Annotated in this window: 7 protein-coding genes and 2 pseudogenes; 3 read left to right on the plus strand and 6 right to left on the minus strand. The window is 43.0% G+C overall.

Annotation, left to right across the window (positions count from 1 at the left end):
• Nucleotides 1-296 precede the first annotated feature (296 nt).
• Together JZY04_RS01385 and JZY04_RS01390 are read left to right on the plus strand one after the other, a co-directional pair.
• Nucleotides 297-3,425, plus strand: coding sequence for a TonB-dependent receptor (locus JZY04_RS01385; RefSeq protein ID WP_122142403.1), 3,129 nt, complete (start codon nt 297-299; stop codon nt 3,423-3,425).
• 99 nt (nt 3,426-3,524) lie between these two features.
• Nucleotides 3,525-5,117 (plus strand): RagB/SusD family nutrient uptake outer membrane protein, encoded by a 1,593-nt coding sequence (locus JZY04_RS01390; protein WP_181996357.1) that lies wholly within the window; start codon nt 3,525-3,527, stop codon nt 5,115-5,117.
• 388 nt (nt 5,118-5,505) lie between these two features.
• Here JZY04_RS01390 and JZY04_RS01395 read toward each other — a convergent pair whose 3' ends face one another.
• The 5 genes and pseudogenes from JZY04_RS01395 to JZY04_RS01415 all read right to left on the minus strand — a co-directional run bounded on the left by JZY04_RS01395 (nt 5,506) and on the right by JZY04_RS01415 (nt 10,411).
• Entirely contained in the window at nt 5,506-5,751 is a 246-nt protein-coding gene (locus JZY04_RS01395; protein WP_250707013.1) for a permease of the drug/metabolite transporter, read from the minus strand.
• Nucleotides 5,752-6,193: 442 nt separating this feature from the next.
• Nucleotides 6,194-7,693 (minus strand): L-lactate permease, encoded by a 1,500-nt coding sequence (locus tag JZY04_RS01405; protein WP_122142399.1) that lies wholly within the window; start codon nt 7,691-7,693, stop codon nt 6,194-6,196.
• 127 nt (nt 7,694-7,820) lie between these two features.
• Nucleotides 7,821-7,907 (minus strand): annotated as a pseudogene (locus JZY04_RS21425) (IS982 family transposase); the annotation flags it as partial.
• Nucleotides 7,908-8,045: 138 nt separating this feature from the next.
• The gene (locus JZY04_RS01410) at nt 8,046-8,207 is read right to left on the minus strand and encodes a cysteine peptidase family C39 domain-containing protein (RefSeq protein ID WP_080714348.1); all 162 of its coding nucleotides are present in this window, start codon (nt 8,205-8,207) and stop codon (nt 8,046-8,048) included.
• Nucleotides 8,204-10,411 carry a TonB-dependent siderophore receptor gene (locus JZY04_RS01415; protein ID WP_181996353.1) on the minus strand — a complete coding sequence of 736 codons (2,208 nt, stop codon included), beginning with the start codon at nt 10,409-10,411 and terminating at the stop codon, nt 8,204-8,206. Before JZY04_RS01415 ends, JZY04_RS01410 begins: the two co-directional genes overlap by 4 nt.
• Before the next feature lie 265 nt (nt 10,412-10,676).
• Between JZY04_RS01415 and JZY04_RS01420 the strand changes: the two are divergent.
• A pseudogene (locus JZY04_RS01420) lies at nt 10,677-11,015 on the plus strand (transposase); the annotation flags it as partial.
• Between the two features lie 230 nt (nt 11,016-11,245).
• Here the strand turns inward: JZY04_RS01420 and JZY04_RS01425 are convergent.
• Nucleotides 11,246-12,694, minus strand: a complete 1,449-nt coding sequence (locus tag JZY04_RS01425) for a DUF3868 domain-containing protein (RefSeq protein ID WP_122142397.1) — start codon at nt 12,692-12,694, stop codon at nt 11,246-11,248.
• Nucleotides 12,695-12,705 lie beyond the last annotated feature (11 nt).

A 12,705-nucleotide genomic window follows, 5' to 3' on the forward strand; every position in this document is an offset into this window, starting at 1 on the left:
GGGGCAAAGCTACAAAGAATCTACGGAATGACCAAGGGAATAGCATCGGTTTGTAAACAGAAGTGTCACTTCTACCACAAATGCGGTACAAGAATCCCCTATAAAAGGGATTTCGGGAACAACCCCTATACTCTACTTTTGCAGCATGGAATGATCCGTGAAAATTAATTAAAAAATGTAGGTGGCTTTTGACACACCTTCAAGAATAAAACAACAATTTCAAAGCTTTTAACAACAATCTGCCGGATTGTGTGTTAAACAAAAGATTCTAATTTAAACATAACTAAACTTAAGGTATGAAGACCAATTTACGTCTATTATTTACGTTGCTCTTTGTGGTTTCGGTTGCAGCATTACATGCCGGGACAATGAATGACATACGTGTTTCGGGCACTGTTGTGTCCGAAGGAGACCCGTTGCCCGGTGTATCGGTATTAGTGAAAGGAACCAGTGTCGGTACCATTACGGGTATCGACGGTAAGTATTCCATTAATGTACCGTCCGATGGTACGCTGGTATTCAGTTTTATCGGACTGAAATCTGTGGAACATAAAGTGGGTGGACGCTCAGTGATCAATGTCGAACTGGTGCCCGACAGCAAACAATTGGAAGAAGTGATGGTAGTAGCCTATGCCACTGCCAAGAAATATAGTTTCACCGGTGCCGCCTCTACCGTTAAAGGTGACGAGATAGCAAAGTTACAAACCTCGAGTGTCTCACGTGCCCTTGAAGGAACCGTAGCCGGTCTGCAGGCAAGTGCCGCAAGCGGTCAGCCGGGTACCGATGCGACCATACGTATCCGTGGTATCGGATCCATCAATGCGTCCAGTGCACCTCTTTATGTAGTGGATGGTGTGCCTTATGACGGCAGTGTGAACTCTATCAACCCCGAAGATATTGCATCGATGACGGTTCTGAAAGATGCGGCCTCGGCTGCTTTGTACGGTTCGCGTGGTGCCAATGGTGTAATTATTATCACCACTAAGCAGGGACAAAGCGATTCGAAGACTACGGTGAATGTGAAAGCCAGTTTCGGTGGCTCCAATCGCGCGGTACGCGATTACGACCGGATCGGCACCGATCAGTACTTCGAACTTTATTGGGAGGCTTTACGTAACCAATATGCACTGGATACAAAGAATTATACTCCTCAGACAGCGGCTATCAAAGCTTCTAAAGACTTGGTAGGAAAACTGATGGGGAGTGGCCCCAATCCTTATGGCGCTAAATACCCTCAGCCGGTAGGCACGGATGGAAAATTGGTGGACGGGGCCGTTCCACTCTGGAATTTCGACTGGCAGGATGCCATGGAGCAGCAGGCACTTCGCACGGAATTGGGATTGAATGTCTCAGGAGGGGGCAAAACCAATCAATATTACTTTTCTGCCGGATATCTGAATGATAAAGGTATTGCCTTGGAGTCCGGCTATGAACGCTTTAATCTCCGTTCGAACGTGACAAGCCAGATGACCAAATGGCTTCGGGGAGGAGTGAACATGAGCTTTGCCCACTCTTTGCAGAATTATCCTGTATCATCGGATACGAAAACAAGTAACGTCATCAATGCCGGCCGTCTGATGAACGGGTTCTATCCCATCTATCAGATGAACGAAGACGGAACCTATAAACTGGATTCCGAGGGACAGCGGATATACGATTTCGGTTCTTACCGTCCGTCCGGTTCGATGGCTAACTGGAACCTTCCGGCTACATTACCCAATGATAAGTCGGAGCGTATGAAAGATGAATTTTCGGGACGTACTTTCCTTGAAGTTACCTTTATCGAAGGATTGAAGTTTAAAACCAGCTTCAACTTCGACCTGATCAATTATAATTCACTCGACTATACCAACCCTAAAATAGGCCCGGCTGTTAATACCGGAGGTTCATCGAGTCGTGAAAACGACCGTACTTTTTCGTGGACCTGGAATAATATCCTGACTTATGACAAAACCCTCGGAGAGCATCATTTCAACCTGTTGGCCGGACAAGAGGCTTATTCTTACCGTTACGATGTGTTGCGGGCATCCCGTTCGAATATGGCATTGCCTGATTTTCCCGAACTGGCTGTCGGTTCGCTGGTAACCGGAGGGACAGGATACCGCGTTAATTACTCGTTGGTAGGGTACTTCTTAAATGCCCAATATGACTATCAAAGCAAATATTTCTTTTCAGGTTCTTATCGGCGGGACGGATCTTCCCGTTTTGCTCCAGAGACCCGTTGGGGTAATTTCTGGTCCGTCGGTGCTTCCTGGCGTATCGATCGTGAAGACTTCATGGTGGCTACGAGCGACTGGCTTTCTGCCCTAACATTGAAGGTTAGTTATGGTGCGCAGGGTAACGATAATTTGGGAACGTATTATGCCAGCAGCGGACTTTATTCGGTGGTGAGTAATAACGGAGAGAATGCATTGGTATCCGATCGTCTGGCTACACCAAAACTGAAGTGGGAAACCAACCTGAATTTCAATGCCGGCATTGACTTCTCATTGTTCAACAATCGATTCTCCGGTTCGTTCGATTTCTTCCAACGGCGTTCGAAAGATTTGCTCTATTCCCGTCCGTTGGCCCCTTCACTCGGTTATAATTCAGTGGACGAGAATGTAGGCGAATTGAAGAATACCGGTGTGGAAATTGATCTGAAAGGTACCTTAATCCATACCCGGGACTTTATGTGGCGATTGGGGCTTAACCTGACACATTATAAGAATGTCGTGACTGACCTTCCATTGAAAGATATGCCTGTGAGCGGAGTTCATAAACTGGCTGTGGGACGTTCTGTTTATGATTTCTACATGAAAAAATGGGCGGGAGTTGATCCGGAAAACGGTGATCCGTTGTGGTACAAAAATGTGAAGGATGCCAATAACAAGATCACCGGGCGTACGACTACCAATGACTATGCCCAGGCGGATTATTACTATACCGGCAAATCATCCTTACCCAAAGTGTACGGGGGATTTAATACCGCTTTCTCGTATAAGGGTTTTGAACTATCGACAATTTTTGCCTATAGTATCGGAAATTATATCGTGGACCGTGACGTAACTATGCTATGGCATAACGGAAGTTCTACTGGACGTGCCTGGTCGACAGAAATTCTGAACCGTTGGACACCGGAGAATCGATATACTGATGTACCGGCACTGAAAACCGTATCGAACAGTTGGAATGCAAATTCGACGCGTAACCTGTTTAATAACTCGTTCCTGCGGATGAAGAATATCACACTATCGTATAACTTCCCGCAACCGATGATAAAGAAGATCAGCCTGAACAGCCTGCAATTGTTTGTGCAGGCCGATAATCTGCTTACCGTTTCGAAGAATCAGGGACTCGATCCCGAACAGGATATCAGTGGGTTGACATATTACCGTTATCCGGCTATGCGTTCCATTTCAGGAGGAATCAATGTTTCGTTCTAAGGTTTTAATCCTCAGAAAAGGTACTGTTGCAATAGTATGCTTCAGCTCGATTTAATCATGAATAAATCATATATAGTAAAGTATAAAATAATAGATGATATGAGAACAATACGATTTAACAATAACAGACGTATCTCCTCTTCTCTTTTTCTTCGGAAAGAGGGTAGGAGAGAGACTTCCGTGAGTAATGCCTCCGGAGATAAGATCCTTAAAGGTAAGGTTCCCTTTCTCCTTCTCTTCTTTCTTTTGTTTCTGGGGAGTTGCAGCAGTGACTTCTTAGACAATAAGCCGACAGATGCCGTAGATTCCGGTCTCGTACCCGTGCCTTCGAATGCCGAACGCATCTTTAACGGTGCGTGGTACAATCTGTTCGAATATGGTACCACTTATGCCAACATCGGCTATCGTGCTTTGATGTGCCAGGACGACATGATGGCTGACGACGTAGTTTCGCGTCCCATGTACGGGTTTAATTCTTCTTATCAGTTCAACGACGTGGTGATGCCCTCCGACGGACGTACCACTTTTGCCTGGTATCTGATGTATAAGACTATTGATAACTGTAATACGGCCATTTCTATCCAAGCTACCGGGGATGATGATACACCGGAATTCCGGCATGCCCAGGGACAGGCACTCGCCGTACGTGCTTTCTGTTATCTTCATTTGGCACAGCATTATCAGTTCACCTATCTGAAAGATAAGAATGCTCTTTGTGTGCCATTATATACCGAACCCACCAATCCGAATACCAAACCCAAGGGGAAGGCGACTCTTGAAGAGATTTATACACAGATCATTAATGACCTTAACCGTGCCAAAGGGCTTCTTGACGGCTATGTACGTCCGAACGACAAGTCGAAATATAAACCTAACACTGATGTGGTAAACGGACTCCTGGCCCGTACTTATCTGCTCACCGGACAGTGGGACGAAGCTGCTAAAGCCGCGCTTGAAGCAGCCAAAGGCTATACTTTGATGACGGACGCCAAAAACTATATGGGTTTCAACGATATATCGAATACCGAGTGGATCTGGGGACATCCGCAATCTGTCAGCCAGTCCGATGCCAGCTATAACTTCTATTATCTGGATGTGGTGGAACCCGATTCATATAATAGTTTTATGGCCGATCCGCATTTCAAGGATACTTTTACCGAAGGTGATATCCGTCTGGAATTGTTCCAGTGGATGCGTGAAGGTTATCTGGGATACCGCAAGTTCCGTATCCGCTCTGATCAGACGGGAGATATTGTCATTATGCGTTCTGCCGAGATGTATCTGATAGCTGCCGAAGCTTTGGCACGTAAAGGTCAATTGGGCGAAGCGGTAAAACCGCTTAACACTTTAAGGAATGCCCGCGGACTGACTGACTATGATCTTACCGGAAAAACACAGGAACAGGTGATTGACGAAATTCTGATGGAGCGTCGTCGCGAATTGTGGGGCGAAGGGTTTGGTATCACTGACGTTCTCCGTACGCAACGTCCTGTGGTACGTGTGGCACTGACTGATGTGGAAGCTGCTAAAGAGTACGATTGCTGGCAGCAGAACGGCACTTTCAAGAAGTATCATCCGGAAGGACATTGGTTTACTTCTTTCCCCGATGGAACTAAATTTGTACCCAATAGTATATATTATCTGTATGCTATTCCTGAAAAAGAAACGAATGCGAATCCGAATCTGAAATAAAGATTTATCACAAGTTAAAGAGACTCACACAGATACCATATATTCAAAAATATGGTGTTCTGTGTGAGTCTGTTGTTTAAGATTTCCCTTCTTATTCCGGTTTTTAATGTCCTGTCTTAATTCTTTTTTATTCTTTAATGTTCCGGTATTTATTGTAATGCCTGTTTATGCGAAATAGATTTCGGGACAGATTACCGCCAAATCCGGTTCGCTGTTTCAATACGGGGTGGCTCACATCAGGAGAGGGTAGAGGAGAAGAATAAGAAATAATCCGAAGAATCACCTCTCTGTATCGCATATCAATGATAGTCTGTGTGACTGATTATGATACAGTGAGGTGAACTTTTTGATGGATCATATTGATTCTTAATTGTTAGGCTGATCTTTGTCAAATTTTTAGCCGTGTTGTACGAACCAGTTTGTAGATATTCCATGTGATGGTAAACGGCGCAGTAAAGAAGCCGGCTATGGCATAAAGAGCTAACTTGAAGACATAGTAGATCAACCAAGTGCCCGTGCTTCCGGATGTCAAATGGAAAGGAAAGATTACGTTCACAAGCTGATAGCCTGAAAGAAGGGACATCAGAATATATCCGCTTAATATCTGGGTGTCGGGGAAACTTTTGGTGGCCATAAAATTCAGTCTGTAGCCGATTATAAATAAAACAGTGTAAGCAATCAAGGGGACTACATAGTGGCGGATGGTGCTTTTTTACGCTTTTGAGCGCAAGCATCGCATAAAATAGGTTTAAATTGGCTTGCACATTGGATACATAATCCTTTTCCGCAATCTGTACACTGGGCTACGGCTGCTTCCGTAGGGTGATTCATACAATTCATAGTGTTTCTTTTGTTATTTCGGCGCTAAAGTACAATGTATTTCTTGAATAGTGATCTTTTTTGTCTGCTTTTGTTGAGGCCTTTCTTTACATGACATCTTATTCGGAAATTCCCGATATTGGAGTAAAGGGTACTTCGTTTCGCAAACAAAGATCGTACTTTTACGCTAAAAGCCTCCGGAATTCCAATCTGAAAAGGGAATTCCGGAGGCTTTTGGCGATGTTGTTAGGAAACGGTTAACTGAATATATACACAATGATTCCCGTAATGATTACATAAACCAATGCATACGGGATGGCTGCTTTCAGGATTTCTCCTTCTTTTCCTTGTTGGTTTCCTGCCGATGTAGCGATGGCGATACTTTGAGGAGAGATGATTTTACCTCCTGTCGCACCTACCGTATTGGCGGCCGATAACCAGTCCGGACTGACATTGATATGCCCTGCTACGCTGGCTTGCAGCTTTCCGAAAAGGATATTTGAGGATGTATCACTTCCGGTGATGAAGGTACCCAGACAGCCGATAACCGGAGCAAAGAGAGGGTAGAGACTTCCGGTGGCTGTGGCGAGTGCAGTGGCAATCACGGAAATCATGCCTGCCGTATCCATAATGGTAGATAACCCCACCAGGCAGATAACGGTGACGAACGTTTTCTTTAATTGTTTCACCGTGTTCCATAAAACGACAAACAGTTCTTTCACTTTGGCTCCCTGTATCAGACCGCCTACAAACGTGCCTACGAAAAGCAGAACTCCGGCATGTGTCAGCCAGGCGATGGTATAGTTCACGCTGGAGTCATTGATGGGGAGGCTGATGCGTGTCACCCAGTTATTTTCAAGCGTACTTCGGAGTCCTGGGAAAAGCGGACTGGTCAGTATGATCAGTAACAAAATCAGCAGATAAATGCTCCAAGCGTTTAGGATATCTTTACCTTTCAACATGCTTTTCTGTTCTTTCTCTTTTTTGGGAGAGGTCAGTTTGCCATAAATAACGATAACGACGATAGACAAGATGCTGCCGATGATAGCCGGTGATTCGGCCCCCATATATCGGGCCGCAACGTACTGGCTGCCTAAAGATACAGCGCCTACCAGCAGTGCCAGAAATAGGTTTTTGGGTAATGATTTTATTTTCGGGTCGGTCAGGAAGAGCAGTACCAACGGTATCAGGAACATTAATACGGAAAGTTGCAGTACGACGTTCGTACTCAGCACCTGTACATCCAGATTGGTTTCTTTGGCAAGTACCAGTACCGGTGTACCTATGGCACCGAAAGCCGTAGCCACACTATTGGCAATCAGGCTGACGGTAGCTGAGAAAATGGGTTTGAATCCAAGACTGATCAGGATAGCGGCGGGGATGGCGACAGCTGTACCAAAACCTGCCATAGCTTCAAGTAACCCTCCGAAACCCCAGGTAAGGAGCAGTACTTGGATACTTTTATCGGTAGAGATGGAAGAGAATTGTTGTTTGATAATCTCCATCTTCTCTGTTTTCAGCAATACATTGTAGCTGAAGATAGCCATCAGGATGATAATCAGGATAGGAGAAACCGCTTTCAGTGCACCGTATACGAATGAAAATACCAAGTTGTCTACCGCATAATGGAATCCGAAAAGAGCTATCAGCATAGTTACTATGAGGGAGATGACGCTACTTTTGTCACCCGGCATTTTAAAAAATGCCATTAATACAATCAAGAGCAATACCGGAACGATAGCAAGGATCAGTGTCATAATTGTCTGTTTTTAATAGTTGATGTTTAAGTTAAGATATTGATATAACAAAACCGGAACCTGTTTTGACGGATGAAATAATTATTTTTTTGCTGTATAGCGGTAAATAACGTGAGTTCGATATAATCTAAAACATGGCAAGCTGCCTGTCCTTGATAATATTAACATCAATGGCAGGCTTCTTTTCAAAGAAACAGTAAGCCGCAATGGCAGCTATGTGAAATATATACTCAGATCTATTGTTTCGTTTTGTGTGATTTTTGAAGAATTACAAAGTGATTTTTATTTGAATGAAGAATGCAAGGAGTAATTGAATTTCTGTGAGTTCTTGGATTGTCGACTTGCGACTATATTAAAGATTGCGCGATAGCATAGATACGCCATTCCATAATTCGGCAATTTTATCGCGTGTCAGATTATGGCCATAATAATACGAGATCATAGCCAGGCAGGCTGTGCCACAATCCATCGCATTATATTGAGAATAAAACTTAAACTTTTTACATTTACTCATTTACGATCATTATCGAAATAAGTGTTTACCTTCTCCATCCGTTTTGATTTACCTGCCGTGAAATAGTAATTGATCCGGAGCATGAAACCTTTTGAATTAAGCTTAAAATAGTCTCTTTGTGAATAAGTATCACTAATAGTATGCACCACCTCTGCTGATTCCACTATGGATTGATAGCCTGCAAAAACGTTGAGATTCAATTTGTCAAAATGCTTCATTATGAAGATGGCGTTAATTGAACGAAGTGGAGCTATATATCCTGTAGTAGTAAGAGTCTTACTATTATATGATCCGTAAGTGCCGCAACCGAATCCCATTGGAAAAGCAAGCATGACAGTTCCGCCGAGTTTATACAGAAAATTACTTCGCTTAACGCCATTGTAGCCCATAGTCTCATAAGCCGCACTAAGCTCAGGGTCAATGCTAATCGCTCCACCAAGGAAGTTGAGTGAACCATTGATTCTCAGACCCGCTCTCTCAAGCTTACCTCCGTTTGTAAATGTGCTTATTGTGTTTAGCTCATTGTCGTGTAAAATTTGGTTTACTATCAGATTATTACTTTTATGATAGTATGGTATAGTGTTGATGGTTATGGCATCCGTTCTATAAGTGTATGTTAGTTCAAACACTTTGTATTGTTGGAGTTTGAGATTGGGGTTGCCTCGTGATATGGTCTTTTCGTCATCTTTTATTTCATACGGTGCCATCATCCATGCTGATGGATAGTTTGTAAGGTATTTGAATTCAGCTTTCAGAGTGTTTTCATTATTTATTTTCATTATAGCAGCAGCCGTTGGCATAAGTGTAAACTGTGAACTGGAGCCATAAGCTTTGTCCTTAAACTCGTTTACATTTACTTCGCCTTTTGCACCGACTCTAAATTGAAACTTGCCAACAGAGGCGTTTAGATCGGCAAATAGGTTACAACGATAGTTCTTCAGGTTATTTTCGTTCGGCTCATTGTTGAGCGAACCTTTAAAATCCTGAAAATAGCCTTGCACGCCTGTGTTGAGATGAAAAACGTCACTTAAAACGTTATTGTACTCTACTCGTAACATAGTCGAAAATTTATTTCCCAATTCACGATTCATAAAAGGCTGAGTTCCATCCTGATATTTAGTATCAACATCTTCAATCGCATCCATAAAGCCGAAATTGGCATTAATAGAAAAGTAATCCTTCGCCTTATTTTTCATCGAATGGCGATAATATAACGTATAGTTACCCATCCAGTACCTATTGGCAAAACGAGTGTTAAACGGCGAAAGATCGTACTGCTTCCCGTCAATGATATTGAAGGCTGAATAATCAATCTCTTTACGAGTACGAACCTGCTTAGTGCTGGTGGTGATATTGAAAAAGTCACGTGGGGTTATTTGGTAGTCGAGATTAAGACCGATGTCATGTGTCATTTCAAAAGGTTTAGCCGAATATCCAATTTTTCCATATAGTTCGTCCGTTAATTGGTCGGTACGTTGTTGTTGGATATCGAATGGATTGGCACGGTAATAGTTATCATAAGACATTTTTAGTCTCACTTTGTCCGATCCCCACGTTACTCCCACATAAGTGTCGTTAGAGCGTAAATCTAATTTCAGCGTTTCTTCAACATCAACCGAAATGCCTTTTTGAGCCTTAGGTTTGAGTATGATATTAATAATACCGTCATACTCCACTTCCGTGCCACTTGACGGCGAAGTAATCACCTCTACTTTTTCCACATCCCTGAAGTTGATTGAGCGCATATCTACCGAAGTTCCGGTATTCACGCCATTAAGCAATACAAGGGTATTCTCTTTACCCATAATTCTTATTTTCCGGCTTAGTTCATCTACAGCAATTTCCGGTATCTTACGCATAAGATCAGTAGATGTATATACATTCTTTAACCTGAGGCTGTCGATAATATAGGAAGTTTTGTCTACAGATACCCGGGTTCTGTAATTACCCAATACGGTTACTTGATCCATCTCCATGCTGAGCTCTATCGCTTTCAGAGGGATGACGCCCAAATCAATTTCCCGTTCAATCGCTTGTTCATCAAGAACAATATTTTTAGTAAAATATCCGTTATTGCTTATTACAACCTGACAACCGCCTTTGTCTATTTTGATCTTATCGAATGCAAAAGAGGCATCTTCCGATTCAACCATACCGGTAAACAGCATCTTATTGTTGTTGTCGATAACGCTTACAAGCGTCATCGTAACAGGAGCAAGCGTTAAGCTATCTACGGTTTGACCTTTGAGTTGAATCTCTTTTGAAAAAACATTATTTAAACTCAATGTAAGATATAATAATACAAGCAAAGTGTTTTTCATTATCCTAAGTTTGACGTGAGTTCGATATAAGTATTAAATTATTTCTCTGAATAATAGTAACGTGGCGATAAAAGTATTAAATTTATAGTGCTAAATTATAACATTAAAAACAATTACTGCTATATTTTCAGAGGCTAAAGTTACATAAATATATTGTTTGGTTGGCGATTTCCTCCATAAATTTGCATTATAGCAAGAAAAATATATGATTAGGTTTATTCCGGTACTTATGAACCGGAATAAACCTAATCGTATGAATGATGATGAAATCATGGTCATCCTTATCTTATTCCACTCGGGAGGTTTCCGTTGTTTTAGGCATTATTACAAGGAATATGTTTGCAAACATCTGGTACATTTTTTCCAAAACCGTATATCTTGCAGCCGTTTCGTGGATTCCACCCCACTTCGTGTGTGTTGTAATCAACGCATACTGATTCATGAAACTTTTAGAGGGCATGCCGAACGTGGAAAATGTTCCATGGGGTGATAATAACTTTATTGCTAATTCACTCTGCCATTGCGGCTTACTGTTTCTTTAAAAAGAAGTCTGCAGTTGATGTTAATTTTTTCAAAGACAGGTAGTTTTCTATGTTTTAAGTTATATCGAACTCACGTTAAATAAAAAGGTGTAGCCCTCCGCATGGAAAGGCTACACCCTTTGGTCCGGATAGCTACACCCTTTTCATCGGATGGCTACACCCCAATGGCGGGGATTTATTTTTTCTTCATATTCAAGATCTGTTGCAGCTGCTGCAGGTTGGCTTTAGCGGCCTCGTTACCCATCTGGGCAGCTTGGTTGAAGGCAGCGACAGCACGTTGTACATCTCCATTGAGGAAGTTGTATACACCTACGTTGTTGATGAATTCTGCTGTTTGATGGTTGGCTTTATCCATATACTTGATTGCGTTTTCCAGATCTTTCTTGGTCAGTGATACGGCGGCGGCATTCAGGTTGGCTACTTCATCGTTCGGATACATACGTACAGCGATGTCGAATACATTCACGAAGTCGTTGCTTCCTTTTGGATAGCTGTTGGCTACCTGATACATCTCATTCAGACTCAGGTATTTCGGGTTGACTTTTATCACCACCCGTCCTTGCTCTACATCGAAGTTGGCTACGGTGTAGTCTATCTTGCAGTTCACTTTGCGGAGTCCGGGATAAATCTCTTTCAACATCGTACGGTAGGGTACGCCTCCGTCCACGCGCATGATTTCCTGTTTGCGGCGTGCATCGTCAGTCGTATTCTTGATGATACCGATAAATTTATCTTTATCCTTCATTGACGATTTTTCCAATGCTTGTACCAATCCGTCCCAGTTTTCACCACCAAAAGTTACTTTGTAAAGTTTGCCGGGAACTTTTTCGTTGGTAGTCAGATAATTCTTCAGAGCTTCGGCACGTTTCTGCGACAGTTGTTCGTTGAATTTCAACGGACCCTCCGGTGAAGCAAATCCTTCGATACTGATTCCTGTTACTGTCAGGTTCTTGTCATTCTGAATCTTGTCGAACATAGCATGAATGTTCATCAGCTCTTTGTGGTTATTCATGAATTCCGGTTGGATAACAGCTTTGCTTACAGGGAAATCGAGGTGGGCCTCATACTGCTCGCTACGGTTTTTCACAACTTCTACGGTAGGCTGAATATAAGCAACCACCGGTACCATGGCGCTCAGGCGTTTGGCTTCGGTAGAGACATCGTTGGTGATCAGTTCCTGTGCGAGCATCTCTTCGTTATTGCCGCATCCGCAGAGGTTTTCAACCAGATTCAGTGAGGCATTTGCCATCCAGGGTTCATAAGGGATCACTTGGGTATAATTGAGTACTTCTCTTTTATTATAAGGTACCACGATACCGGCAGGCAGTTCGCGGCTGATGGCTAATCCGCGTAAGTAAGCTTTCTGACGGCGTTTACCGTTAATGATGATCTCTTCCAGCGCTACGTTGTGCTGTCCGTCTGTCAGGAGCGGAGTAAGTGTGAGCATACGTTCGGGACTGACCGTTAGATTCTTCATATCGATCTGCATGTCTACATAAAGCGAATTGCCTTGTTGCCACAGCGAAACATCGGATAGACTGATGGCATCTTTAAAGAATTTCTGGGCACTGGCCGGCATAACAACTGCGAGGGCCAAGAGGAAATATATGATTTTTCTTTTCATTGTTACTATTG

The sequence above is a fragment of the Bacteroides sp. 11BF genome (genome assembly GCF_019633765.1).
Taxonomy (GTDB): Bacteria; Bacteroidota; Bacteroidia; order Bacteroidales; family Bacteroidaceae; genus Bacteroides; species Bacteroides hominis.

Coding starts and splice junctions, on each gene's coding strand:
- JZY04_RS01425 (WP_122142397.1), bottom strand. CDS start 12,694: ATGAAAAGAAAAATCATATATTTCCTCTTGGCCCTCGCAGTTGTTATG.
- JZY04_RS01405 (WP_122142399.1), bottom strand. CDS start 7,693: ATGACACTGATCCTTGCTATCGTTCCGGTATTGCTCTTGATTGTATTA.
- JZY04_RS01415 (WP_181996353.1), bottom strand. CDS start 10,411: ATGACGCTTGTAAGCGTTATCGACAACAACAATAAGATGCTGTTTACC.
- JZY04_RS01390 (WP_181996357.1), top strand. CDS start 3,525: ATGAGAACAATACGATTTAACAATAACAGACGTATCTCCTCTTCTCTT.
- JZY04_RS01395 (WP_250707013.1), bottom strand. CDS start 5,751: ATGGCCACCAAAAGTTTCCCCGACACCCAGATATTAAGCGGATATATT.
- JZY04_RS01385 (WP_122142403.1), top strand. CDS start 297: ATGAAGACCAATTTACGTCTATTATTTACGTTGCTCTTTGTGGTTTCG.
- JZY04_RS01410 (WP_080714348.1), bottom strand. CDS start 8,207: ATGAGTAAATGTAAAAAGTTTAAGTTTTATTCTCAATATAATGCGATG.